Origin of the sequence: Dysgonomonas sp. GY75, assembly GCF_015234155.1 — a bacterium.
GTDB classification, from domain to species: domain Bacteria; phylum Bacteroidota; class Bacteroidia; order Bacteroidales; family Dysgonomonadaceae; genus Dysgonomonas; species Dysgonomonas gadei.
In genome coordinates this window covers 30,524-56,926 of the sequence record NZ_JADCLQ010000049.1, presented here as the reverse complement: position 1 = coordinate 56,926, position 26,403 = coordinate 30,524, and the positions used below count along the sequence as shown (strand labels likewise).

26 protein-coding genes and 3 pseudogenes are annotated in these 26,403 nt (G+C 39.6%); 4 read left to right on the top strand and 25 right to left on the bottom strand.

Translation table 11 applies throughout. The annotated features are described in order from the left end of the window. Window positions 1-2: 2 nt before the first annotated feature. The 9 genes and pseudogenes from IR083_RS18540 to IR083_RS18495 all read right to left on the bottom strand — a co-directional run bounded on the left by IR083_RS18540 (window position 3) and on the right by IR083_RS18495 (window position 12,393). Window positions 3-1,847 (bottom strand): glycosyltransferase family 2 protein, encoded by a 1,845-nt coding sequence (locus tag IR083_RS18540; protein WP_006801555.1) that lies wholly within the window; start codon window positions 1,845-1,847, stop codon window positions 3-5. Between the two features lie 137 nt (window positions 1,848-1,984). Continuing rightward, complete coding sequence (locus IR083_RS18535; protein WP_006801556.1) at window positions 1,985-2,440, bottom strand: hypothetical protein; 456 nt, start codon at window positions 2,438-2,440, stop codon at window positions 1,985-1,987. Between the two features lie 73 nt (window positions 2,441-2,513). Beyond that, window positions 2,514-3,902, bottom strand: coding sequence for a retropepsin-like aspartic protease (locus IR083_RS18530; RefSeq protein WP_006801557.1), 1,389 nt, complete (start codon window positions 3,900-3,902; stop codon window positions 2,514-2,516). 60 nt (window positions 3,903-3,962) lie between these two features. After that, a pseudogene (locus IR083_RS18525) lies at window positions 3,963-5,457 on the bottom strand (TolC family protein). Between the two features lie 9 nt (window positions 5,458-5,466). After that, window positions 5,467-6,804 carry an HlyD family secretion protein gene (locus IR083_RS18520; RefSeq protein ID WP_006801559.1) on the bottom strand — a complete coding sequence of 446 codons (1,338 nt, stop codon included), beginning with the start codon at window positions 6,802-6,804 and terminating at the stop codon, window positions 5,467-5,469. After that, complete coding sequence (locus IR083_RS18515) at window positions 6,761-8,983, bottom strand: peptidase domain-containing ABC transporter (protein ID WP_006801560.1); 2,223 nt, start codon at window positions 8,981-8,983, stop codon at window positions 6,761-6,763. The genes IR083_RS18520 and IR083_RS18515 overlap by 44 nt, the downstream gene beginning before the upstream one ends. A 1,320-nt stretch (window positions 8,984-10,303) precedes the next feature. Further along, complete coding sequence (locus IR083_RS18510; RefSeq protein ID WP_262893184.1) at window positions 10,304-10,546, bottom strand: tyrosine-type recombinase/integrase; 243 nt, start codon at window positions 10,544-10,546, stop codon at window positions 10,304-10,306. Window positions 10,547-10,867: 321 nt separating this feature from the next. Then, window positions 10,868-11,512: a phage integrase SAM-like domain-containing protein gene (locus tag IR083_RS25020; RefSeq protein ID WP_410492892.1), complete on the bottom strand. Its 645-nt coding sequence runs from the start codon at window positions 11,510-11,512 to the stop codon at window positions 10,868-10,870. Window positions 11,513-12,234: 722 nt separating this feature from the next. After that, a complete protein-coding gene (locus tag IR083_RS18495; RefSeq protein ID WP_194225418.1) occupies window positions 12,235-12,393 on the bottom strand; it encodes a hypothetical protein in 159 nt (52 codons plus the stop codon). 182 nt (window positions 12,394-12,575) lie between these two features. Here IR083_RS18495 and IR083_RS18490 point away from each other — a divergent pair, with 182 nt between their 5' ends. From IR083_RS18490 to IR083_RS18475, 3 genes are all read left to right on the top strand, one after another. Next, complete coding sequence (locus IR083_RS18490) at window positions 12,576-13,754, top strand: ATP-binding protein (RefSeq protein WP_194225417.1); 1,179 nt, start codon at window positions 12,576-12,578, stop codon at window positions 13,752-13,754. A gap of 977 nt (window positions 13,755-14,731) precedes the next feature. Beyond that, window positions 14,732-15,058, top strand: coding sequence for a helix-turn-helix transcriptional regulator (locus IR083_RS18480; protein WP_194225416.1), 327 nt, complete (start codon window positions 14,732-14,734; stop codon window positions 15,056-15,058). Window positions 15,059-15,078: 20 nt separating this feature from the next. Further along, the gene (locus IR083_RS18475) at window positions 15,079-15,354 is read left to right on the top strand and encodes a helix-turn-helix domain-containing protein (RefSeq protein WP_194225415.1); all 276 of its coding nucleotides are present in this window, start codon (window positions 15,079-15,081) and stop codon (window positions 15,352-15,354) included. Between the two features lie 121 nt (window positions 15,355-15,475). Here the strand turns inward: IR083_RS18475 and IR083_RS18470 are convergent, their stop codons facing one another. The 11 genes and pseudogenes from IR083_RS18470 to IR083_RS18425 all read right to left on the bottom strand — a co-directional run. Next, entirely contained in the window at window positions 15,476-15,763 is a 288-nt protein-coding gene (locus IR083_RS18470; protein WP_194225414.1) for a nuclear transport factor 2 family protein, read from the bottom strand. A gap of 273 nt (window positions 15,764-16,036) precedes the next feature. Continuing rightward, a complete protein-coding gene (locus tag IR083_RS18465; protein ID WP_242052480.1) occupies window positions 16,037-16,930 on the bottom strand; it encodes a PRTRC system ThiF family protein in 894 nt (297 codons plus the stop codon). Beyond that, complete coding sequence (locus IR083_RS18460; RefSeq protein ID WP_194225413.1) at window positions 16,927-17,625, bottom strand: prokaryotic E2 ligase family D protein; 699 nt, start codon at window positions 17,623-17,625, stop codon at window positions 16,927-16,929. Before IR083_RS18460 ends, IR083_RS18465 begins: the two co-directional genes overlap by 4 nt. Continuing rightward, the gene (locus IR083_RS18455) at window positions 17,606-18,676 is read right to left on the bottom strand and encodes a hypothetical protein (RefSeq protein WP_194225412.1); all 1,071 of its coding nucleotides are present in this window, start codon (window positions 18,674-18,676) and stop codon (window positions 17,606-17,608) included. Before IR083_RS18455 ends, IR083_RS18460 begins: the two co-directional genes overlap by 20 nt. A 49-nt stretch (window positions 18,677-18,725) precedes the next feature. After that, on the bottom strand, window positions 18,726-18,932 hold the full coding sequence (locus tag IR083_RS18450) for a PRTRC system protein C (protein WP_194225411.1): 207 nt from the start codon (window positions 18,930-18,932) through the stop codon (window positions 18,726-18,728). A 56-nt stretch (window positions 18,933-18,988) separates the two neighbouring features. After that, on the bottom strand, window positions 18,989-19,813 hold the full coding sequence (locus IR083_RS18445) for a PRTRC system protein E (protein WP_194225410.1): 825 nt from the start codon (window positions 19,811-19,813) through the stop codon (window positions 18,989-18,991). 89 nt (window positions 19,814-19,902) lie between these two features. Then, window positions 19,903-20,430 carry an antirestriction protein ArdA gene (locus IR083_RS18440; protein ID WP_194225409.1) on the bottom strand — a complete coding sequence of 176 codons (528 nt, stop codon included), beginning with the start codon at window positions 20,428-20,430 and terminating at the stop codon, window positions 19,903-19,905. Continuing rightward, window positions 20,411-20,725, bottom strand: coding sequence for a hypothetical protein (locus IR083_RS18435; protein WP_194225408.1), 315 nt, complete (start codon window positions 20,723-20,725; stop codon window positions 20,411-20,413). The genes IR083_RS18440 and IR083_RS18435 overlap by 20 nt, the downstream gene beginning before the upstream one ends. Window positions 20,726-20,798: 73 nt before the next feature. Continuing rightward, window positions 20,799-20,930, bottom strand: a complete 132-nt coding sequence (locus tag IR083_RS24830) for a hypothetical protein (protein WP_262893182.1) — start codon at window positions 20,928-20,930, stop codon at window positions 20,799-20,801. Window positions 20,931-21,080: 150 nt separating this feature from the next. Continuing rightward, the gene (locus IR083_RS18430) at window positions 21,081-21,524 is read right to left on the bottom strand and encodes a transposase (RefSeq protein WP_242052479.1); all 444 of its coding nucleotides are present in this window, start codon (window positions 21,522-21,524) and stop codon (window positions 21,081-21,083) included. An 87-nt stretch (window positions 21,525-21,611) separates the two neighbouring features. Continuing rightward, a pseudogene (locus IR083_RS18425) lies at window positions 21,612-21,820 on the bottom strand (hypothetical protein); the annotation flags it as partial. Window positions 21,821-21,834: 14 nt separating this feature from the next. Here IR083_RS18425 and IR083_RS18420 point away from each other — a divergent pair. After that, window positions 21,835-22,089, top strand: a pseudogene (locus IR083_RS18420) (integrase); the annotation flags it as partial. 65 nt (window positions 22,090-22,154) lie between these two features. On the opposite strand, the gene IR083_RS18415 reads toward IR083_RS18420, so the two are convergent. The 5 genes from IR083_RS18415 to IR083_RS18395 form a co-directional block, all read right to left on the bottom strand. Beyond that, window positions 22,155-22,604 (bottom strand): UPF0158 family protein, encoded by a 450-nt coding sequence (locus IR083_RS18415; RefSeq protein WP_194225407.1) that lies wholly within the window; start codon window positions 22,602-22,604, stop codon window positions 22,155-22,157. Window positions 22,605-22,618: 14 nt separating this feature from the next. Continuing rightward, window positions 22,619-23,197: a plasmid pRiA4b ORF-3 family protein gene (locus IR083_RS18410; RefSeq protein ID WP_194225406.1), complete on the bottom strand. Its 579-nt coding sequence runs from the start codon at window positions 23,195-23,197 to the stop codon at window positions 22,619-22,621. 343 nt (window positions 23,198-23,540) lie between these two features. Next, window positions 23,541-24,494 carry a phospholipase D-like domain-containing protein gene (locus IR083_RS18405; RefSeq protein WP_242052478.1) on the bottom strand — a complete coding sequence of 318 codons (954 nt, stop codon included), beginning with the start codon at window positions 24,492-24,494 and terminating at the stop codon, window positions 23,541-23,543. Between the two features lie 18 nt (window positions 24,495-24,512). Continuing rightward, on the bottom strand, window positions 24,513-25,421 hold the full coding sequence (locus tag IR083_RS18400) for a nucleotidyl transferase AbiEii/AbiGii toxin family protein (protein ID WP_194225405.1): 909 nt from the start codon (window positions 25,419-25,421) through the stop codon (window positions 24,513-24,515). Continuing rightward, complete coding sequence (locus IR083_RS18395) at window positions 25,421-26,194, bottom strand: type IV toxin-antitoxin system AbiEi family antitoxin (protein ID WP_194225404.1); 774 nt, start codon at window positions 26,192-26,194, stop codon at window positions 25,421-25,423. The genes IR083_RS18400 and IR083_RS18395 overlap by 1 nt, the downstream gene beginning before the upstream one ends. Between the last annotated feature and the right edge of the window lie 209 nt (window positions 26,195-26,403).

The following is a 26,403-nucleotide window of genomic DNA, read 5'->3' as shown; positions in this document are numbered from 1 at the left end:
TATTATTTTGTCTTGTTTATGACTTCCCTAAAAAATTCAATGATATAAGGTATATGATAATCATAAGTAAATTTTAGCCTTTCGCTATGTACATTTCGTTCAATTTGAGCTAATTTATTTTTATTTTTCAATTGAATCACTAACTCATCAAGGGTTTTATAGAATATGCCAACGTTGTGATCCTTAACATAGTTTCTCATCGATACGATATGGTCCGGATTATTTTTTTGAATCATTGGAATTCCCGCTGCAGCTAATGTACTTATCCGTGCAGGAATATTTAAATCGGCCCAACTAGCTCTCATCAATGAGTTACAATTGAGACTATCAAAAGAATGCAACCATCCTGCATCATATTTTGAAAATTCTTTAACCCATCCAAATTGAGAAACATGTGGTTCTACATGGAAATGATTAGGAGCAGCGTTTCTATAATGTGATAACATTGCCTCTTCAGATATATGATTTTCATTATATACATGAACATGAATATTATTCTGTGCTAAAAAATGCATATCTGAAGGAGTGAGCCCAATTATCCTTCCTACATTTACGGTATGTATCGCTCCATCAGATTCAGATAGTTTTTCAGAGAATTCTCCATTGAAACAATTCCTTTTTGGCAGTTCCGGATCTAAGATATATACAGGACGAGATAAAGAATGGAAAGGGACAAATAATTCAAACCATTCTTTGACTTCTTCATTGAGGTACATTCTACCATCAGCATAGGTATAAAGCTCAATTAGTTTATTCCATAATCCCGATTTCATAGCCTCGTGAGGACTTTCTTTAAAATGCCAGATAAAAGGAATACCTGTATTCGCCTTCATCACTTCATGAGCTATATCTATAGCTCCTGTACTTAATTGGGCATATATTACATCAGGCTTTAGTCCTTTAACTCTCTCCTGCCAATTTTCGTACGGGATATCTTCTACATAGCCAAAAGGTAACGGTCCTATTGTGGAATAACAAAAAGCAGGTTTAGCCCATAGTCCATACAATTTATGCCCCGCTTCTTCAAAAGCATATACCCGTTCCGAATTATATGCCAGGTCTCCGACTAAAAGTATCGTTAAATAACCATCTGATAACTCCTTCTTAGCCCTAAAGGGCTTGTAAATTAAATTTTCATCTATGGTCTTATAATTAGTGGCTCTGTACATAATGGGTTCTTGCACTTTATAATAATGTCTATATCGGTTCAGTCCTCCGCCAAATTTTTCACCCGTTATTTTATGTCGTTGATTAGGATGACTCGTCCATTCACATGTCGCTTTTTTAGTTGGGACAAATATTCCCTTGCCTGTTAGTTTTTTCCAGAAGGTAAAAAATAAATCATCAGATACATATTCTTCCCTTTCTACCCATCTATCTTTAGTGTTCTTGTGAGCTGTTTGCACAAGAAGCAAATTATAATTTAACCTTACACCTTCAGATTGTCTATATAATAGAAAACCTGGATTCCCGGATTCATCGTATCTCACCCCACTAAATGCAAGTATAATATCTTCAGATTCATCCAATCTTCCCTTAAGTGATTCTAGATGATCTCTATCATAAAAATCATCAGATGGAAGATAAGCAATATAACTATATCCAGCAATGTCTAGTCCTTGGTTGATAGCATAACCCAGTCCTTGATTATTATTATTTTTCACGTATCTTATTTGAGGATTTACCAAGAAATCAGATATAAAAAGTTCCGTTTCGTCTGTACAGCCATCATTTATAATGATAAGCTCCCAGTTTGTATACGTTTGCGTATATAAGCTCAAAATGGCTCTCCGTATAAAGGAGGACTGATTATAAGTGGGCATAATGACTGAAAAGCCGTCTTTCATATTAAATATTTAGTATTACGTAATATTTCATCTTATATGCAAAATTCACCACGTTAAGAGTATTATGAATAATCATTCTATAAAAATAATTTAATACAGAAAGAAGATATGAATATTCTTCTTTCTGTATTAATTCACTAGAAATTAACCGTTACGGTTACACTTCCTCCACCACTGCTACTAATGCTACCGCTCACACTCCAGCCACTACTGCCGCTATAGCCACCGCTAGCATTCCAGCCACTATTGCCACTGTAACCGCCACTTACATTCCAGCCACTACTGCTGCTATAGCCACCGCTTGCACTCCAGCCGCTGCTACTTCCATAACCACCACTTACACTCCAACCGCTACCACTATTATAGCCGCCACTTATATTCCAGCCACTATTGCTACTGCTACCACTCATACTCCAACCGCTACTACTAGAGCTACCCAATGGAGGAAAAGAAGTAGTATAGTCATAATTCGAGGAAGTTATTAATGGGGGTATATAAGGAGGATTTCCTCCTGTTCCTCCTACATATTTAGCTGCTTCGGCTGCTGATAATTGTTCTAGGTCGTCTAATAAAATTCTTTTTAATTTTTTCATAATGTTTTTTTTTGATTTAACTCTATAAATTAAATTGCTATTATTTTATTTCACCTCCTTTCTTTTTATAATTTTAGTTTATAGCTTCCACTCTCATATTATCAAAATCGAAAACGATTTTTTTTCCTAGTTTTTTAATAAAATTGAGACCGACCACTCCATCAAAAATATTAATGTGGGAGAATTTATCCACTATAATAACTCGCTCCATATCATAATTTACTAATCTGCCATTGGTATAAATTTTCACGTCTTTTACATATTCGTATGGAATATTGAATGTACTTCCGGTCATTGTATGATGATGCAGGGGTTCTTTATTCTCTACCGAATCTATTTCTATATTGTCTTTATTTTTTTCGTAAAATGAGGTTGTTAAGGTTAGAAAATCATCCGCCCCCGAGTCTAGGTACCCTACATAACTTAAACCATTGACTCTCAATTTTAAATATGGATTATCCTTTATTATAAAAATGTTAGAAAAATCATTGGATCGCATATGCTCTGTGTTGTTTGGAAAAGAAATTGTACTCTTTTCCCAATCAAGCTCAATCTTCCCGATTCGCTTTATTGCAGGCAGTCCCATTACTATTTGATTATCACTAAAGATTCTTTCAATATTTAGTTTTGTTTCATTGTCTAATGTGGCTGGTAAATGGGAATGAAAATTTTCTTCAAAAACCAAAACTGGAATATTATAAAGTTGTACATTCTTCAAATTTATACTATCAATTATTTCTAAAACAACTTTTCTTGGTTTACCATTTACCATCTGTATACTATCCTGATCGCTTACTGACTTTTTTGTTCCAATTTTATCGGCAAGACTCCGTGTCATCATAAAATATGCAGTAACTCCTGTATCAAACCAAGTCTGGACTGCAACATCATTATATCTAGCATCAATATATATATATTTGCTGTTATTAAGTTCGATAATATCATTCTCACTACACTCCTTTCTTACTATCCTTATTCGAGGTTCATTCATTTCCCTATTCTTGAAAGAAGACTTTATATTTTCTACATAATTGATTTCTTTCTGAATAAAGTCCGGCTCCAAATCAAATGGATTTCTATTTAAATAATCCAGAAATTTATCACAAGAATTTATCCCATCTTTAAATCGTTGCTCATCTCCATAGAGCTTAAATAATCTTCCATAATAGGTACCAATTCCAGGCCCCATTTTTAGCTCATAATCTCGATTTGAAAACACGTTTTCCAAATAAATAGCAGCACTATCAGATTTATTGAAAAAAAGAGCCATATGAAATTTATATAATAAATCAAGAGCTTTATCATTTGATGGTAATTTATCCGAGTACTGCATCCGAAATTCTCTTGCATCAAAGCATCTACCCTGCTGCATAAGATTTACTAGTTCCTGAGCATAGTTACGTTGAGCAAACGTAACCGAAGTAAAAGGGAGTAATAATAGGATTAAAATAATTCTCTTCATTGCACTTGGTTTAGATTTATAAAACTTATACTTTTTGACTATCATTCTATCTACTACAAACTATTTAGGTGAATATTTTAAAATATCCATTTTCTGCTCCAACAAGGCTGAAATCTCTTTCTGTTTCTCAAAATCGTAAAGAGTCAACTTCCTTATCTTAAAATAACCGGACCAATAATATTTAAGTGTATTTAGATAATTCCGCTGGGATTCCTTGTATCTATTCAAGGATAAGGTAAGGGTGCTTATATCCGCTTTACCTACAATAAAGCGTTTTTTATTTATCCTGTAAGCCTCGTCTGCCAGTGACAGGACTTCTTTGGCAGAGGATATTAATTCTTTCTGATTATCAAAATTGTCAATTGCTGATATTAACTCCTGTTCGAGATTCTGTCTTTTTTGTTGTATGGAAAACCGGGTAACCCCTAAATTACTTTTTGCCATATTCACCCGTCCTTTCCTTACTCCCCAGTCCAAGATAGGGATTGACAAACTAACCGTAAATATATCCTGTTGCAAAGGCCTGCGATATGCTCCTGCGAAATTATCTGCCACCTGATTAAATCCGACGCTGGCTGAAACGCTGGCCCCAAATGCCGCTTTTCGATTCCTGTCAACTTCTCTTTCTACCTCCAGTATTTCTTGTTGGTAAGCCAGATAGTCAGGGTTATTATTTTGTGCATATATTAGAGCATCATCGACTATTACGGGTATATCATTTGTCCTGTCCGGTAATTTTAGTGTGTATCCTTTATTCTTATCAAGATTCAAAAATGTAATAAAAGCAAACCTTGCATCTTTCAGGTTTAATTCCACATTTTTGAGCGTATTTTGTGCATTGATCCTATCCAGTTTCAATGTCAGTACATCCGCTTCGGATATAGCTGATATTTTTTGTCTTTCCAATCCGATAGTATATAAAGTATCGGCCGAGAGTAAGTTCTCTAAAGCTAATTCATGCTCTTTTTCTGCCTGTGCATAGTTAAAGAAGTATTGTACGGTACTTTCTGCTATTTCCTGTTGGCGGTACAGGAATTGCTTCTTCACTTTTTCGAATTTCAAAGGTTCTATCTTCTTTTCCCATTTAAAGCTGTTGAATCCGAATAATGCCTGGGAATAACCGACACGGACAGGTACGCTGTTGAATTGAGTATAGGTATTTTCCCAAAAATTTCGTATATAGCCTAATTCCGAATCAACGAAGAAAGTTCCTCCGGTAAGATCAAAATTTTGGCTCAAGGTTAATCCTGTGGATGAATAGAATGATTGTTGAGTTCGATACACATCTATATTTTCTTGAAAATCATAACGCTTTACGATGTTCCTATTGTACAGGTGTCATCTTTAAGGATAATGCCGGCAGACGAGCGGCCTTGTATGAGCGGTATTCCCAATAACCTGATTGGTAATAATTCTGAGCAATGAAGGCTTGTAAAGAACTGTCAGACGCAATTTCGATACATTCAAATAAGTCCAATTCTTTGTGCTCTTGTGAGTAAAGAGAAACGGAAAAAGAACTTATAATACCAATTAATAATATAAGAAATACTTTCATATACTTGGTCTATTTGGTATTGAACTTTATGTTATCGAATAACCTTTCGATCAGCCGACGATCTTTCACAATGATATCGGCTTGTCCTCCGATTTCGTATTTAAAATCCAACTTATCTCCATAGTTTGTAATCAGGCCGTCCGGCATATCTACCATTACAAGATAAGTATTGATATTGCTTTGTGAAGTTTTATATTCATTGGTAATGAGTGATATAGACCTCACTATTCCTTTTATAGATCCGAACTCTGCATACGGATAATCATCCAACTTGATTGTCACATTACTGCCTGTTTTCACTTTGCCCGCACCCATCGCAGGAAGCAGGACTTGGCCAAGTATGGAATTTTCTTTTGGTACGATACCGAACACATCTTCTCCGGCCTGGACAAATTGATCGTTAGCCCAGAATTTAAGAAACTCTACCTGTCCGTCAAACGGAGCTTTTAACACATAGGTTTGTTCCCATTGTTTGATCTGGTCATTCAGTTCATGATAGGATGCAAATAAATCGAGATGGAGTTGCCTTTCTTTCTCCCTGCGTTCTACCAAAAGTTGGGACAACTTGTTTTCACTTTCTGTAATCTGCATTTCAACAGAGGCTATTTCTTTCACTAGATTTTGATTGTTCTGTCTGGCTGAAAGGAGTTCTATCCGGCTCCTGTCTATTTCAAACTCATATGTTGACACAAGGTCTTTATTTAATGAAGAATATTTATCCAGCCATTTTTCAGAAATCTCCAGATTCTCTGTAGATATACTCAAGGCATTTTTTGTTTCATTCAATATTTTTTCTCGCCACTTGATACCATCAACCAGGCTTATTTGCTGCTGTTCATAAACATTGTCATCGGAATAATCAATTATACTTTTCAGCGAAGACAGAAACGAGTAATATTTCATATTCAGTTCTCCCAGAGATACTTTCTCAGGGAATAGGGTTACTGTATGTTTAAATGTTCCCGATTCGTTCGGATCGAACTGATTCATCAGGGAGGCTATTTTCTGTACATCATCTGTATTCGCCGAGTTTTGAATAACTGCAATATATTCTCCTTCTTTTACAGTGTCCTGCGCCTTAAATCCCAGAATATTGATTTTACCCGATACATGAGCCGGCAATTTAACAGGGGACATATTCGAATTTATCTTTATTTGTCCTGTAACGACATCGGGATATTTTATTAGCCATCCAAAAATAAAAAGCAATATAGAAAAGACTATTATTGCCGCAGCCACCCACTTGCTGAAAGCAGTAGGCATACGGTCTATAATGTCGCTTACCTCTTCACTCCGTTTTGAATTATCCCTCGACTTCGGTCGTAACTTCAACAGGTTCCAGATCATATTGACTTTGTATTAATTCATGATAATGCCCTTTTCTTTCCATTAGTGTATTGTGGTTTCCTAATTCCACAATCATCCCGGCTTTCATCACAACAATCTGATCCGCCTTTCTGATGGTACTTAACCGATGGGCAATAACAATCACTGTACGGTTCTTAAACACATTGTTCAGCGCAGTTACAATCTTTTGTTCGTTGATGGTATCCAAGGCATTGGTCGCTTCGTCCAGAAAGAGGTAGTCAGGGTTCTTATACAGGGCTCTCGCTATCAAAAGCCGTTGTTTCTGTCCCCCGCTAAGGCCTCTGCCCATTTCTCCAATCATCGTTTGATACCCCTGCGGCATAGCTTCGATCTCTTTAGCTATATTGGCTATATCCACTGCCCTTTGTAAGGCCTCATAATCTATTTTTTCTTCATTCAATACGATGTTATTTTGTATCGTATCATTAAAAACCTTTCCCTCCTGCATGACACTTCCGCATTTAGCTCGCCATTGCCTGAGGCTGATGTTATTTATATTCATATCCCCGATACATACTTCTCCGTATGATGGCAGATACAATCGCAACAGGATTTTTAATAATGTAGATTTACCGCAGCCACTATCGCCGACTATAGCTGTAACTTTTCCTTCAGGAATTGTCAGGTAGATTCCTTTCAATACTATCGGTGCATGAGCAGAATAGGCGAATGATAGGTTTTTAACAACAAGGCTTTTATCTCTGGGTAATTCCATACTGTTGGCTGATATGGATACCATTTCGTCTTCATCGCGTAACTGGTGTATCTCATTGATACGCATAAAACTGATCTTTGCATATTGAGCCGATTGAACAAATCCAACGAATTGGGCTACTGGGCCATTAAGCATTCCGATTATAAACTGGGTGGATATCATAATACCGAATGTAATATCCCCGTTGATAACAGCAATGGCACAGAAAAAGGTAACAGCCATATTTTGCATACTATTTATAAACTGGGAACCTAACATTTGAGCATTATTGATATTCAATATCTTAACATTCAGTTTATAAAGGCGTGCCTGAATAGCTTCCCACTTCCAGCGTTTAGTATCTTCATAATTATTTATTTTTATCTCCTGGATGTTTTCGATAGTTTCCACCCAATAGCTGCGATCTTTGGATAGCAGGTCAAAATACTCCCAGTCCAGCTTACGCCTGACTTTAAGAAACATGAAAACCCAAAATACATATAACACACTTCCACCTAAGAATATAAAGAAGATAGTCTTGTTAAATATCAACAGAATGGCACTGAAGATCACAAAGGTGATAGAGGAAAATACCATCCCTAACGAGTTATTCATAATGAAGGCGCGGATGCGTTCATGGTCATAAGCGCGTTGCAGAATATCCCCTACCAGTTTGTTTTCGAAGAAGGAAACCGGAAGCTTCATCAGTTTGATGAGGTAGTCGGATATTAAGGAGATGTTAACGCGGGTGGTCACATGTAGCAGCACCCAGTCGCGAAGTACATTGGACAGGGTAATACTTAACAGCAATACAATATTAGCAGCCAATACCATATATACAAAATTCACATCCTGTGTCCGGATACCGGTATCGATAACTGCTTTAGAGATGAAGGGCAGGAAGGCTTGCAGTATGGTAGCTATAAACATGATTAAAAATAAGATACCAAAGGCCTTTTTATAGGGCGTAAAATAGCCCAACAGGTTTTCGAAGCTTTTTAGTCTTTCTATTTTTTCATGTGCCTCGATCTGTCTAAAATTAGCCATTGGTTCCAGAGCCATGAGAATGCCGTATGGTTCATCGTTTTTATACCATTTTTCTTTAAACTGTTCATGGGCATAGGAAGTTAAACTACGTGCCGGATCAGAGACATAAATTCTTTTATTGGTGGCCTTATAGATAACGATAAAGTGGTTATTATCCCAATGGATAATAGCCGGCAATACAATCCGTGCGACCAAATCGTCTATGGTAACTTTAACGGATATGCTACGTAGTCCTATTTTATCAGCAGCATAACTGATATCCAATAAAGAAACACCCTCACGAGTGATGCCGCATAAATCGCGCAGATATTGCAGTGAATAGTATTTGCCATAGTATTTGGCTATGATTTTCAAACAGGCAGGTCCGCAATCTTTGGCATCCATCTGATATTCGTGAGGAAAGGTGGTAAGTAGCATAGGTGTATATAAAAAATTATAATACTAACTAATAGTTATCACTAAAAAAGAAGATTATTTATACCGTAATTATTGTTTATCAATCCATTTTATTATTTTATAGGTTATGTCATCTTCTACATAATACTCTCCATCATTCCATTTTGCCAAATTATGTTTATAGTTTTCTAATATTATAGTTGGAAATTATTGTTGTCTCCTTCACTCATTAATTATAACCAATATCTACATAAGCCTTCTCAATATTCCATCATCATATGAAGATGCTTCCAATACGGGAACATTTGTCTCAAAATGAGAGAATATCGTTAAAAGATTTTCAACCCTCTTGATGGTGTCAATTCGGACAAGAAATAGAAATATTATGTCTTTCAGGTTATATTTCATGATATTTTAAAGTATTTGATTACGAGAGGATGGCCATTATATATTTTTAACCATCATCATCTCTCTAAAAAAACGATATAGTCTTATCTTACAGCAAGATAATCAGTTTAAGTTCTTAGCTATTTATTATATTACTTATGCATTAGTGACATTTGTTAAAATTACACCTATAAGTTCTTTTTTCACAAGAATTCATTGTGTTATAAAACATAAAAAACAGAACAAGGTATATTGTTAATTGAACCTTTCCATTCATATTCATAAATATCTTTTTTTATTCAAATAATAGTTCTATCTCTAAATAAAACAATAATTATTCATCTTTAATCTGTAGCGTTCGCAATATAGAATGAATAAAAAGAACATTGAAAAAATATTTAAAAAGATAATCAATGACCTATAGCTAAACCATTTTTAAGCTTAAACTTATATATTCCACCTAGTTTCCTACTTTATAATGGTATAAAACTCTCAGTTTGTTTTTATCCCATATTAAGTTTCATTAGCTATTAAATTACACATAATTACTCAATCATCAAATTGATCTAAAATTATAGAGAAATAGCTTAGAGTCATCTGGATACATATACAAGACAGTTATACTCTCAAGCCCATAGTACATTGTTTATAAGGCATATGCACACTCTTCAAATTATTTTATTTGTAAATTTTAGAGTTTCATCTGATTTTGGTAAAAATTGAGGTATACTCATTTCTGAAAAAAAATAATTCGCATTTCCTACAGAACACATTACCGATAAAAGTAATAATTGAAAAGCGTGACACTAGTTAAGTAAGCAAAATGATTAGTATAGCGTAAAACAACTATAGAGCATGAGATCCTTAACAAAATGTTCTACAAACAGTTTCATTTCATTTGGCTTTATCTTGTATTTAACTGTTTTATGAGAATGTTTATATTGACTGCCATTTTTATGCCATCCACTTATCCAGCATTTCCTGTACAATATCTTCATCGTGTAAGTGCGTATAAATATTTTTGATGTCGTTCCCTTCCGCATGCCCCATTATACGCTCGGCAATACTGTCTCTGATACCTTTCTTCGCTGCTATGGTTCGGAAACTATGCCTTGCCCGATGGAAGGTCATTGTCTTATTGATTTTGAGGTCTTTCATGATCTCTTTGAGATATCGGTTAGTGGGTTGATTGGTCAGAGGGGAAAAAATCTTTTAGAAGAATTCTTTCTCTTTTGTTTGGATACCATTTTTCGTCTTTATTGTGATCGTTCTTTCTAATAATTGTTCTACAGTATTTGAAACAATAGGGATTTTATACATAACGCCTGTTTTCTGGTGCTCATTGGTAAGTAGGTAGTAAGTTGCTTCGGCTTTATCTTTCTTTAGTGTAATAGGCTTTAAATCGCTGTAGGTGACATTGTAAAACTCTGCATACGATAAGGAGGTGTAACAGCTAAAGAGGAAGTCCCTCAGTACTTTATTTTCACCTTCGGTGTATTTACTTGTATCATAGGTTGTTTAAAGCTTCTTTAGCTCTTCTTCGGTCAGGATATCGCTGTTCTGGGCTTTTGTGATCTTCTTGATCTCGAATTTATCGTAAGGGTTCTTGTCAATATACTCTTTGTTTTGTGCCAAGCCTAGCAAAAATTTAAAGTTGGCGTGTTTCTTATAGATGGTAGAAAGCAGATTGCCTGTTTTGATTTCGTAGTCGTGAAAGCGTTGGATGTATTCTAATGTAATTTCACCGAAGGTAAGTGTGGGTTTCCACTCCTTCATCTTATTGATCAGGTTATGGTAGTTATCCATTGTGCGGGGCGAAGGTGCGGACTTGATTAATTCAAGTTCTTGTTCGATAAAGACATAGAAATCGGCATTGCCGTAATACTTGTCTTTGAGCTTTGAGATGAATTCGGTTACTGGCAGTGGTTTTAGAAAGTTATCCAGTATGATACTTTCGGCTTTGTGGTATTGTTCCTTGATGAGTTGGTTGTAGCGGATATGGTGGGGTTCGGTAGCTTTGACCTGTTTCTTGTTATCGTTCCAGTGTTTGGGATGTACAGATATATTTAATCCTATAAACGTGAATCGCCTATAGGATGTATAACGGATGCAAACTTGCTGTTTACCTTCCTTTGATAATTGTTCCTGAGTAAGATTTTTAATGTCGCTCTCATTGTTTCTACAATTGTTTTCTAGTCTAACAATTGTACAACAAAAGCATGTATTTTATGAAGTCTCTTATTTTAACCTCTCCACCACAGTAAGGTTATTTCGCTGATTATCTTTCGGTTGTTTGAGATTTTGAATAACTGTTTCTATTCCTTTTTCACCTTTAGTAGTCCCAGGCAGAGTTGAACTATTTCTTAACATACCTGAACATCAGCGCGTTGTAATCTCCAATTTTTTCTTGTAGCATTTTGGTAACGGAACTCCCTTACCTACTCTGCCCGGGGCTCTCCCCGAATGCGGATGCAAAAATAGAACAATTTTCACTTACCGCCAAACCTTTTCCCCTTTAATTTCGAACTTTTTTATCTTCCGGCTGATTTCCAGCAACATAAAAATAATCGCAGTTCCTGTTTATAACGCTTTGGTAACGGAAAGTCCGGCAAACCGCAATGCTCCCGGTATTTGGAATACCCTGCCCAAAATGATACGGCAATTGTTTTTTGCCTTTTTTGGATTTTTGCCTTTTTATATACCGGATATTTATTATTTTTACAATCCGGCCGGGGAAAAAGGGTTTAATAAAACAATTATTTTTTGGTCCACGGCCAGCCCCTCTCCCTAGTATTTTCATTGCCTGATTTTTTTAAGGCTTCCCTCCAGATAAGGAGAGGGGATTTTTCATTCTTAATTGTTATACACTATACAATCATGATATACTACTGCCTGCTGAAATTGATCTTTGCGATAGCTTTCGTTGCCTGAAATCCAGCGGGACTATTTCTATCCGGAAGGATCGGTTCATAAGTTTTCAAACCATCGCAATAGAGTGTATCGTTTTCGTCGATTGTAATATTCCGGTCTCTACAGAATGGCATGGGCAAAGATTTACTTGCGGTTTAAGCATATTATATCGGTTCTGCTACATGAAACGATCTGACTACCAGTTAAGAGGTATATTATATATTGATGGCATATCAGCTCTTTTTAAATCCCTGAATATTTCCGGAAAAAGAAATATTTGTGTAATTTTGCAGTATTATTGCAAAATATCGCAGATATGAAAAATATATTTATTGAAAGAGCCATCACACCCGCCATAAGAGAAGCGGCAGGCTATTTTCCGGTTATCACCATCACAGGACCGCGGCAGTCCGGAAAAACAACGCTGATAAGACGGCTCTTTGAGGAACTGCCCTATTATTCTCTGGAGAACCTGGATATCCGTAACTTCGCGGCAAACGACCCCATCGCTTTCCTTAATCAGGATACGCAGGGAATGATACTGGATGAAGTACAGAATGTACCGGACCTGTTGTCCTATATACAGGGTATGGTGGACGAAGACCCGAACAGGCGTTTTGTCTTATCGGGTAGTTCGCATTTCGCCATGCTCAAGACCGTCTCACAGTCACTGGCGGGAAGGACGGCCATCTTTGAGTTATTGCCCTTGTCTTATAACGAAGCGGCGGGGCGTGCCTATGGCAAAACACCGGACGAATTACTCTTCGATGGATTTTTCCCCGCCATATACGCCGGGAAGAACACCCCTTCCCTGCTCTACCCCAATTACGTGAGAACCTACCTCGAACGGGATGTCAGGGATTTATTGCAGGTCAGGGACATGATGCAGTTCCAGACCTTCCTGCGCCTGTGCGCCGCAAGGACAGCAAACCTGTTCAATGCCTCCGAACTGTCCAATGAAGTAGGTGTAAGCCTAAATACCATCAAGGCATGGCTGTCCGTATTACAGGCTTCATACATTATCTTTTTGTTGCAGCCTTATTTCGAAAATACCTCAAAGCGGCTGACAAAGACCCCGAAGCTCTATTTTACAGATACAGGCCTGGCATGCTACCTGTTGGGCATAGAAGCACCGGAGCAAGTAGCAAGGGATCGCAAAAGAGGGGACCTTTTCGAGAACCTGATCGTCTGCGAGGCCCTAAAATACCGCTACAATAAGGGAAAAGAAAGTAACCTGTTCTTTTACAGGGATAGCCACCACAACGAAACGGATCTGGTAATCAGGCACGGGGACCGCTTCGATGCAATAGAAGTAAAATCGGCCCAAACCTACAACACCGAATTTGAAAAAGGGCTGAAAGCTGTGGACAAAGCATTTCCCGGCCGTATTGACAGTAAAACCATCATTTACACCGGAACCTTCGAAAATACAGCGGGAGACATAAAGCTCCTAAATTACAGGAACCTGCACAAGATACTCGACCGGAATATGTAAAGGCCCGTTTATCCAACTTACGGCCGCTGCATATTGCCAGAATATCTACTGTATAATAGATGAAATGCAGGTGATGTTTTACAAAGCACATCACCCTAAGTGATTATAAGAAATTTGAACAGATGATTGTTTTATAGAATGACTATAACCATAACCTTCTATTCCAATGCCATATTTTTTCTCTCAAAATGGTTGTAATGGCGGCTTTGAAGCATAAGCATATAATTGGAATAACGAGTACGGACAGTGCTTTCCTTATACTAACGCTCTCTATTTTAGACATATCTCTTATACCTATACCCTGAACAGGCATTGATAGTATATTTTCGGTCAGTTACCAATGCCCATGCCTGTATTTTTAATGAAGATCACAAATATCGCCGGCCGGAACTGAAATTTTCCGGCCTACTCTACTCGGCAATATTATTATTGAATCACCTCTCCTTTTCCGTTTATTGTAATATAATAACCATCCCCTGTAATCTCACACGAGAACAAATCGTTTCCGATGGCGGATATATTTTCATAAATAGCTGGAACGGTTATTTTACCACTTTTGTCTAATAATCCGTATCTACTATAGAATATGATCTGTAATCGCTCAGTACAACGATGACTTCTCCCTCATTGTTTGTCAGGCCGGAATTATATATAAGTTTCCCAGGGAATCATAAACAAACGGCTGTAATACGGTTTTCAGGTCATAAGCCAAAAGCTTCTGCTGTGCCCGAACTTAAAAAAGTTCAAATATTCAGATAATACAAAGATAGACCCGAGAAATAGATCCGGTCCCGATAAAAACAGGGAAATTACACAATATATTGCTGAAAGAAAGGAACGGAATTGAAAAAGATGAATTATTAGCAACTGATAACCTGAATGTTACAAACAAAATATCCCTAACTGAAATCAGTTAGGGATATTTCCATTTTTATTCCTGCCAACTTTGTCCCGTTGAACTTTTAGAAGCAAAGGCTATGGAACAGGTTTTTATTACGATCGAAAGCAACGCTTTCAAAACCATAATGAACAAGCTCGACCGTATAGAGAATTTTATACAGTCCAGCATCAAAGAAATCGAAGCTGGGAAAAATGAGGCGAATAAACTGCTTACCGGGAAACAGGTTACACAAATGCTGCACATATCCAAACAGACACTATGGAGGATGCGCGACAGGGGCGATATCCCCTACATCAAACAGGGAAATATCTGCCTGTATGCTCTCTCTGAAGTACAGGACATACTTAACAACAAAGTTATCAGGCGCAGGAGGAGTCTCAATGGCAACTCCACGAATGAATGAATGAATATAATCGTTTTAATATGGAACACTTCAAAGAATATTTAGAAAAGATCATCAACCTGCTTACAGCCAGGTTCGATGCCATCGAAAAAAAGATCGACCGGTTATCCCGGGTAAAGGATGTCACCGAAGGGGACTTGCTGCTGGACAACCAGGATGTATGCCAGTTACTGAACATCACCTTCCGCACCCTGCAACGCTATAAGCAGCATAAGATACTCCCCTACTGTAAAGTACGGGGGAAGTCCTACTACCGCAAATCCGATGTGCTGGCCATGCTCAATAAAAAAGAGTAGGCCCGGGGAAAACAATCAGTCTATAAACCGGACCCTGGTGATCTTACCTCCGGTGACATCATAAACAGCTACTGCGTGGATGATTCTTTCGCCGGTGGTGACTTTCTCCTTGTCGATGACCTTATTGTTGATTACGATCCTGTTCTCTATCAGGCAGTGCAGGTCCGGGGTATCCCTGAAGAAGCCTTCGTAACCCAGCATGGCCTTGCATGATAAGCGCACCCTTCGAATTGTAAATTTCGATGTCTTGTGAATAAGTCGCTATAAAGGCGTCTATATCCCTGGCGTTATAAGCCGCCAACTGGCGTTCGACAACGGCCTCAGGCGATGGTACGCACTGCTCCTTCTCCTGAGCGCAAAGGCCCGGCAGGGAAAGGATAAGCGATAAAAATAAGAGGGCACGTCTCATCGTTTTTTTGTTTTCTGTTATTTTCTGTCCTTTTAAATTATATATATTCTATATTACACTTTTTTACCATTACGATGCATTTTATTAGATATTCTGGCGATATGGGCAAGATTATCTACATTTTATTCCGGGCCTTTTGAAATTAGCGGAGTAAAAATACTGAAAATACCGGAATAAAGGATTTTTCGGAATCAGATCATATCTCAAAGTATTGCATAGGTGTACTTCTGTATATTACGATGCATATATGTGTGCATATAAATGAAAAATATATCATCCGGCAGGTTCATCCTGCTTTCCCCTGTATCGCCTTAGCTTTGGCCTTTCTCTTACCTTACCCACAGCCTCCAGTGGCATGGGATTCGAGCATTTGGTCTTCAGGTTCAGGTAAAAGCCCCCATAGGGGATCATCCCTCCGGTAAGCATCTGCCAGAGCATGTCGCAGCCCAGCAGTGCCAGGGTGGAATTGATAAACAGGTCCTGCTGCCTGAGCGCATCGGCATGGGAGCAGGAAGGCCCGGAATCCTCTTCCCTGACCTTTTCCAGCTTGAACCGCTCTGTCAGCAGCGGAAGCCTATTGACAGTATCGAAAAGGTCCGATTCCGGCTGTTTGATTATGTCAAGTGAGCCCAGCGCCACCTGCCCGGTATCCCGCCCGTTGCCGAAATCGAGCCAGTAATACCCCGTCATATAAGGCTCCCGGTAGCTGCTACTCTTTGCATACTCTTTCAGTAGCGCGCTTATCTCCAGCCTGGATTTGATGTTATCCACACAGCTCAGGGTAAAATTGCATTGGATACCTGTTTTTTCATTGAAATAATCCGGTACGGCCTCCCAGGCGGTACCGTAAAAGGCGTTGACCCTTGTTGTCAGCAGGATGGCCTTGTTACGCCCGATATCCGGAGGGCTGAACAACTGCCTGCCCACATTCGACTCCGATACTTCGTCCGGGTCGTAGGTGATTACATACAGCCCGGGGTGGCCCAATGCCTGCAAACTGTAATTGATCCGCGCCAGGGCTGTCAATACCTGTGAGCCTGTCCCCCCGCAGCCGATCAGGCAGACGGTCACCGGATGGGTGGGGTTCAGCAGGTAGTCCGGTAAGAAGTGTATTTTTCGCCTGTGAGACTCCTGCGTGTCCTTTTCACTTGTGCTCATCTTGCTCATTTTAATAAATTTTTAAGGGTTATTTTCATTTCTATTAATTCTTCTTCGTCAAAGTTTTCTTTCGACTGCTTTGTCACATGCACCAGGTTGCTTTTAGTGGGGTTATGGCTTCCTCCCAAGTGGGTGAACTCGGTCAGCCAGAACATTTTCTCCCAATAATCCAGTATACCGTGGAAAGAGGGATTCTGCGGGTACTCTATCCTGGAACTGCCCAGGCAGACCGAACCGTCGGTGGTATTAAAGAAGGGGGCCTTATACAGCTTGTCTTTGGGTTTCTGTCCCTTGAAGGCATATACATCCAGCCTTTCACCCGAGGCTGCGTAGACGATGCCCGGCACATGGTATTCCCCGTTTGGGATAGATAACTGTTTGCCGAAGAACATATGCCTTTTGCCGGGCGGGTTGTACCAGATGTATTTCTGATGTCCCGGCCTGCTGTCGGCATACAGCAGGTTTGGGGGTATCTCCCCGTGCGGGCTCACGGAATGCTCCCGGGAAAAGGACGAGGCGATATCCGAAATGCACTCTTTGGACAGGGGAGCACCGGCGCCCAGCCGGCCCTCCCTGATGGCGTGCGCCTCGACATAGTAAGCCTCGTTACCGGTATCATCACCGGTGGCATAGAATACCAGCGCCATTTGGGGGACGTACTGCCTCTCCGTCCCCTCCAGTATATCACAAGTAAGATAGCTCATTTTCAAATCGTTTTAGCCAGTTAAAAAAATCAGTCACATAAGGGTCCGCTTTTAGCGGCGCTTTAGTACGCGGGCTTATCACTTTATTCCCGGCTGAAAAGATCTCCGCGCTTTGCTCCTGCGCTTCGTCGGTTATCCATTCACTGAGGAATTTATATAACATATCCTCTTCATAGACAATCATCAGGGTGCGGCATACCTCGACCGGGTAATAGTAGTTGTAATAGTCTTCGGTCTCATCCGGGAAGAAGCCATAGCTTGTGATCTTCTTCTTCCTGTTCCTTCTACCGAACAGCTCCAGCCCTTCGAGCATCAGGGCGATGATCCCCGCCTCCTGCGGACGGGGATTATACTTGTCGATACGCTTTTTAAGGGCGGGGATTGTGGTTCCTACAGGTTGGGATATCCTGTCGAGGATTTCACCGGTAGAGCCTTTTTCGTAGTCATCCGCCAGCTTTTCGCGCTCCTGCTTGTCCTTCAGGGTATAATGACCGGTATCACTTATGAAGATTTGATATACGGGGTCTTCCTTTAAGGGGGTCAGCCCCTGTGTCTGTTGCAGCAGGTTGAAGAAGTCCAGCAGGATATCCCTGAACTGTTCATCTTTTACCTTACCGATAACCGCGCAGGGGATATAGTACAGTTCCCAGCCAAAGCTGTCTTCTATGACATGGAAATAGATATCCGTCCCGTAGCGGCACAACTCGCAATACTGATTATCGGGCAGGGCACGGTTAAAGTAGTTATACAACCCTGTAAAATCATACCCGTCGGGTCCCATACCCATTTCCTGTCCCAGCAACCTCAGGTAGTTTTTGGCCGAGCGGTACAGGAAATCGTAATTCTCTTCACTGTACAGCTCTGAGAATTGAACCACCGGGTAGGGATCGAAGCGGGCGCTTAGAAAATCAAAGCTTGTCCCTCCGCGGGCTTGAGCGCCCTTTTGACAGGGGAGCTGACTCCCCTGTTTATCTCCATCCGCTCCCTCTCCGATAAAAGGATTGCTCCAATATCCTGGTGCAACCGGTATAGTTCCTCGTCTGCCAGCCATTTTTTCTTCTTTTTATGGTTCTTCATTATTTTTATTTCTCTCATTTTATTTATCCCTTTGTTCCCAGGGTACTCTTAAAGGTATAGACCCATTTGTCGCCTGTGAACCGCTTCTCGCAGGTGGCCACCGTCAGCTGCGGGTACTGTCCCGAATAGAACTGCTGTACCTGCTCTGCCGTCATCTCCGGGTCGATATCGGGCAATACCGTACCGGTATCCTTTACCACGAACTCCCGTTTTAATGCTTTTACTTCCATCGTTTTTTTTGTTATTGGTTAATACTCAATACTGGTTACAGGAAAGCCATGACCGCTTAGGCAGGCTGGGCGGCTCCCTGCGATTTGAGAAACTCCTGGTACTGCAGGAATTTCTGATATTGCGCCGCATCGAAGCCAGGAGGAACATCCACCGCTGCGGGCACTTCTTGTACCGGTACGGGCGCTACAGGCTCCTGGATCCTGCCCCCGCTGATGATCCGGGCGAACATATCCTCCGGCTCGGCTTCCTCTTCAGCGACTGTGGTATCAGGTTCTTGCACGGCAGGCGCAATTACAGGCTGGATTTTGGGTGGTTCCGCCACTGCCGGCTGCGCTTCCGGGACTTCCGCTACGGCCTGTACCGTCTCAACCGGGAACAGTGGCTTCTGCGACATCTGCGCCCAGAGCTCATGCATCCGGTTGCCTACCTTTGTGTCCGTCTTATCCTGTTCATACAGCTTTTTATAGATGCCATAGGCGCCCGGCAGGTTGCCGGCTTTGGCCAGCTTCTCGGCGGCTTCCATCTGCTCCTCCTTTTTGGACTTCTTTGCAGTAGTGTTTGTCGTGGGTTCCACGCTGACTGTCCCCGTCCCGTTTGTTGTTGCTTTGGGCTGCGCCTTCTGCGTGCTTTTCTTAAATTCCTCCAGGTTGGCCACCAACCCGAAGCGTTCCTCCAGCGGCGCGCGGATAGCCGTGATAAAGCCGGCATCCAGCTCGCCCGGCGTGGCCGTGGCAACCAGCGGGGTCAGCTTGCTGCCCGGGGCATCCGCCCCGTTTGAGGCTAAGGGCTGGAAGCTGACAACCAGCTTATCGCCCCTTCTGATCAGGTGCAGGCTCAGCGACTGGCCGTCCTGCATCACACTGAAAATCGATGTAAACATAATCTTTTGGTTTTTTAATGAATACTCGCCGGGAGCTTCCCCCGGCATTTATCTGTTGTACTTTTAGCTTTTTCTTTGTTTTTTTCATATCACCGGCTGAACACATATTGTCCGATGCGCATAAACCGCCGGGGGAACAACTGCACGGCGAAGCCTTTATAATCGAACCCCGGGGCTGTGATAGCAAGGAACTCCCGGGCGTAATACCGCCCGAAGGCTTCGTCCGTGGGGTAATAGCCCTGGTAGGATTCTTCGAACAGGCGGATGATCGCAGCGCTCCGGGAAGTGAATATCCCCGGGCTGTGGTATTCCAGCCACAGGTGGAAAGCCCCGCTGCGGAAGCTGTCGAGTCCCGAGGCATACCTTGAGAGCGGGAACACCCTGGCCGAAACATCACCGGCAGAGACCAGGCAGCACGGCACATCCTGCCAGTCCAGTATTTTGAGCACGGGAGCTTCTTCGCCGGTATATAACTTCCGGAAGGCCGCCATGAATGCTTTTTTGCCCGCATAGCCGCACAGCTGCATCCATCGGCCGAACAGGTCACCCGAGGCATAAATCCTTTCAGTGGTCACATACAGCCGTGCACAGGCCATATTAATGGGTTCTTTCTTCATCTCTGCATTTTTGTTTTGTTATACATATATATACAGGGGATATCCCTGCTTTTCCGAGGTGGAAAAGGTGCGCGGGGGAAACTGGACGGTTTTGCAGGGGAAAATACGACCCGGAGCCCAACAGGGCGAGGCGTGGAGATTTTCCACTGCAACCCTGGAAGGGCCCGAACCGGGAAGTTTCATCTCCGCGGACTACCTTTACCGGAGGAAAAGCTGCGGATATCCCCCGGATCCGCATTCGCCACCCTGCTTTACGTTCGCAACCAATATCCGTAGGGATAGACGGTATTTTCATAATCGTTTTTCCATTTAAAATCCAAACAAAATTGGATAATTATTTTACTTAACTTTTAATTTATATCTTTATATCAGGGCATTAAGAGGAAACAGGCTCTGCTGGGGAGCAACCTGTCAGCAATAAACACCTGACGGTATGCAGTAATACTGTCTATATGGCTAAGAAAACCCAATGTAAGTCCTATTGTAAACAGCCTTTCCATAGCAGACTACTCTTTAGAGAGAGCTGCAAGTTCCTCTATCAGTTTAATATAGGTGAGAGTCACATACTTGTTTAAGCAGACTTCAAAGCTGCACGATTATGATAGTGGTGTCTCTCGTGGATAAAGCTGTTTACAGCATAGGACTGTATGCTATTCAACAATACATGGCACATATTCCTGTCTACGTTTTAATACAAAATAAATTCTATTTACCAATTTACGGGCTATCTTAACAATCGCTTTCTGTGCATTCATCCTCTTGAGGTACTCTTCATAAGCCATTGTCATGGCCGGATCTTTGCGTATAGCTATCCAGGCTGCTTCTATAATATAACATCGTAGCATGGCGTGTTTACGAATAGTTATATCTCCGACCCCATCTTTGTCTCCACTGGAATGACACATGGGGATCAATCCTACATAAGAGGCAAGCTGAGCTGCACTGGCAAAGCGACTTACATCATCTAATTCAAGCAGGAATGTAATACCTGTAGTTATCCCTATGCCCGGAACCGAGGTAAGCAAACGTATTGGTTCTGCAAATGCTTCACTACGCGATATGTCTTTTACAATTGTGCTTCTTAACCTTATCAAAGCATCCTAATAATTTTCTATTATGTTTTGCCTAAAATAACTTTCGTACCTTGCAGGTATCATTTTGCAAGCACTGTTTGAAAGTGGAACGATTTCTTCTGTAGAGTATATCTGATTGTCTTCGCCAAAAGCCGTATGAAATGCTTGAATTTTAGATAATGAATTTTTCACCAAGTTTATTTCATTATTCCCTTGTGCAGATGGATAAAATACATAGTTGTATATATATGGAGCAATAGATCCAATACGGTTTACACGCCCTATTCTTTGCATTAAACGTGAGAATTCCATGGAGTGACGCATATGTGGAGCTCCACATATGCGACATGCAAAAGCCTCCCATTGGTTGGAAGACGGTATGAATATTGTCCGGATATCTTTTCTGTTAGGGCATGCCAATCTTCATACAACAATGGTTTATTTGGATATTACCACAGAACAAGAATCAAAAGCATTGGCTACATTGGAGGATGAAAACCAGAAGAATACACCCAAAAGATGGAAATCCGAATCTGATAGTTTGGCAGCATTTCTGGGAATTAAAGGGATAGGACAAAAAACATAGGTGTATAACTTTCTAATTACCACGCCAGCAGGCATTGGCAAACTTGCTGGCGCCCTTTTTTGTTTTTATTCCGGAGAATTATATAGCTGCTCCAGAACAAACTTCTCTAACCGGGATTGTTTGAAATCAAACCAATGCTGACGATATTGGCTATTGTCAATTACGTATTTGAAGCTCTGAAATGGTTTTCTCCTGGATATGGCATCCCATAAACGTTTTTTTACCGGATCGTCATCAGAAATGCAAGTTTCAATAAAATCTTCCATAATTTTAAATGACTGCCACGATTGGGGAGGTTCAATTCTTATGGAGTGTTTCCAACCGTCGACCTTATCGTACACCTCTTTATTGAAGTTGTTTTCGGCATCTTCATCCCAATACGCATCATATGTTTGGCCCAATACACTGTCGAATTCCAGGGTCTCGGTATTGAGAAAGCAAATCATGCCCATATCAATTTCCTGAGCAATAGCACTTATTATCTCTTTGGGGTATTTTGAAGAATCGGAATGCATGGCTGTTAGCAGTGTTAAACTTGTTTCAAATAATTATTTACTTCATCTATATCAAAAGCATCAGTATCCCAATTTTCGCCATCTTCCAACCCCAGCCAATCTCTATATTCTTCTGCTTCTTCACTTTCCGGCATTGTCGCAAAAACCTCTTTCAGCCCCTCATATCCATATATGCTACCACAATCTTCTGGGGGACAAGCACCTTTGCCTGAAAGGCAAACAGCCGTCTTTTGCTTGTCATTGCTAATTGACTCCAAGGTTATCTCGTGTACCCAGTTATCTCCAAAATCATAAACATAGAGGAGTTTCCGGAATTTGTCATTAAAAATATCGGATAGTTTGATTTTTGATGAGTCCTTTGTATCGGCAAAGAAATCAGGATCAAAGAAATCATCCTCTACCGGAACAGCGATACGGATATTGCTTTGCCATTCTTTATCTTTGAACTCGAATAAATGATAGTCCTCCCATCCAAAAACAGTCTGGATTACATCATGAAATCTTAGAAATGTGAAATTAGCAGGAACAGAAACCTTTCTCCACACAGCCGGCTTTGTTATTCCTTTAATCTGAATTTTGAATTGAAATACCATAAATACATTTTTCCTCAAAAATACGATATTACATTGAAAAAGTATTATTGAGGAAAGGTATTCTTAAAAGGAAGGCTCTTCAATCGTTAATTTAGGCAGAAATATATGAAAATAAAATCAGGTAATATGTTGTGGTAAATAACTGTTTCTGTGAATATTGAAAATAAAGGTTCGGATTTTATCTAAGTTAGGATAATGTGATTCATCTACTAAAATAAAATCATATTCTTCTGGTTGCCAATAATCATAATTTTCTGATTCCAACACTTTTTTCAAACTTCCATTGGAAATAAACTTGACATTTGTAATTCCAAAACGATCAAAAGTTGTTTTCCAGTTTTTTTCAACAGCGGGAGGGTAGACCACTAATATCTTTGTATTGTTTATTCCGTTTTCCAAGATAAATCGTTTTGCAATTCATTGTAGCAATGACAGTTTTTCCTAGCCCTACTACATCGGAAAGAAAGAATCCATCATATTTTAGCAACTTCTTAAATCCCTCATCTACAGCTTCTAGTTGATATTCCATTTTTTTGAATCCCTTAGGCATCTCAAACACATTATTGAAATCATAAGAAATGCGATCATCAAAATATTCTATAAGGAGTTTTATATACAGCTCATAAGGAGTAATATCTCCAGCAAGATATGTTCCCTCTTTTACCTTTTTTGCATCAATAGGTAAAATGTTACAACCTTCTGCTTCTTCCCAAAGCTTTTCAAATTCAGATTTGGTAAAATAGACATCCTGATTCCTATTAAGTAGGACATTGAATTCATATTGCCTATCATTCCCGATTCCTAAACCCCTATCTGATAAATTACTTGAGCCAGTAATGGCTGCTGCACCAAGAGTGTGTTCATTAAAATCGTGAGGATATAATATGTATATCTTAGCATGAATCCTTCTACTCGGATGTGCCCGGACTTCAATTTTCTTATTGACTATGTCGTCAATAAATTGTAGTATCCCATCCTCTACTTGTTTAGAGTAATGAGAAGATTCAATATCTTCTTTTATATTCTGTAAAAGCTCATCTTTTATTTGCTCACAGTTATGCATATAAATTAGCCCTTTTTGTTGAGCCTCCGCTATAAATTTATCGGTATTGATACCTACTAAGATTCTTATCTTATCAATTTTCCCTAAGAAATGGCGGACTTGAAAATATCCTGATGCACGCAGATATCCTACAACTGCATCAAAGCAGTTTATCATTCCGTTATTTGCCAATACCCCTTCCATTTTATTAATGAGCGTATTTGCTTCGGTATTAGTAAAAAACTTTGTATTCATACAAAAAGTTCTATTTTATCAAAATAATATTTGCCTAACAGCATCTACTTGTTCAGCATATTTTGAAGGGTTATTATCTTTCAATTTTTGAATATTCAAAAGTTTCCATCTTATTGCGGGGAACTTACTATAGTCAATCTTTGTCCAATCCGGCTCTCCCTTAGAGAATGTTAATAAGAATTCTTTATCTTCATTTGTTAGAGATTCATTGATCATCTTAATAAGTAATTCTCTGGTATTCTCAAATTCATGGACTCCAAAAGAATTATCGGTCATACCTTTGAACTGACTTTCAAAGACAGCCGACTGATCAATTCGATGAGGATTTAATAGTTCTTGCATAGGACGTTTGCTACATAAAAGAAAGAATATAAACCCTTCTTTTATTTCCATCGAATAGCCTATCTCATTTATCATGTTTCTTATATCAAACAAATCCCGTGGGTGTTGCCTGTCTAATGCTGCGATAATTTTTCCACCCCATAATTGTTTCTGTGAAACAGTTCGAACTTCACAAAATTTATCGAAAATTTCCTGTGCTTTATCACACAATATTGTTAATTCCGTTTCTGCAATTATTCCCCGATTGATTTGATTCACCTCTATTTTAACCATTGCTTCGGGAGTCGTACAAATCAACTTCAATTCTTCTTCAGCCCTAATTGGATCAGAGAAGCTTATATTGGGTATTTGTTTTCTCAAATGCTCCTTAACTTTTTCAAGGGCTAATCGTATATTCTGTAGATCCGTATCCCGGCTTTCGCTAGCTGGGATATAAGTAAGGTCTATGTCAACCGATAGGCGTGGCATATTCAGGCAGAACAGATTAATGGCTGTTCCTCCATGAAGAGCAAATACATCTTCTTTCGCTACTTCTGGTAATATATCCAGTAAGAGTGATACTTGTTTTTTATATGTACCTTTCATTATGATAGCTCTTTGGGCAATACCAAATTATATTTTGGGATTAATATACCATTATTAGCAAGACTACGATTGCCGGAACCGAGGTCTATCTTTGTTAGATTTATATATTTAAACCAACTATGCCTGGCTCGATCGGCAAAATAAAGGAATAATCTTTTGGTCTTTATAGATTTACAACTTTCTAATAATTCTTGCACTTGCTTTGGACGCAATGTCGATAGCCCTTCCATTAATTCGTAAGCCTCAGTCAGAGAAAATATAGTGGGACATAATGATAGGCATTCCATCATTGCTCTCCCGGAGCTTGATATTTTCATATCTATTCCAGTATCCTGATAGTTTACTAAGCCAATAGTATCATCCTTAAATAAAGATACTTTGAATACCCTATAGTCGATATCCCATTTATTATTTATGAACCAAGATGGCAGCTTTGTTTTACCAAGAACAAATAAGGTTACTTCGGGTGAGGCTAGTTGCAGATAGTGGGCGATACCATTCAATTCTAAGGCAGATCGGCCTCCTATATGTATATTTATGTTTGCTTGTGATTGTAAAGCCGCAAGAGCACCAGACAATAAAAGCGAATCTCCGGATTTTAGCATGGCACCTTTTCCTATTGACTTCATCCATCCACTTCTACGGTATTGCTGTTGCAATTCATACGGATAGCCTTTCAAAACAAGCCAAGAAGATAATAATACAAGACCTTTAGAATATTCCTGCATTAGTTTGTTGATTTTAGATTTGTTTATTTTGGCTTCTTCATCCATATTTCTTATATTATAGTGAGCGTAAATATAAATAATAATAACTAAATAAAACAATAATATCAAGTTTATAATTTATCCTTTAATCATATTTTTGATATAAATAAAGGCATCAATATAATTTTAAAAGATATATAAATACATAATTTCAAATATTGTTTTATCTACGTCCTAAGCTAATCAACTTGCTCAAAGCGGAGCAAAGCAAAGAA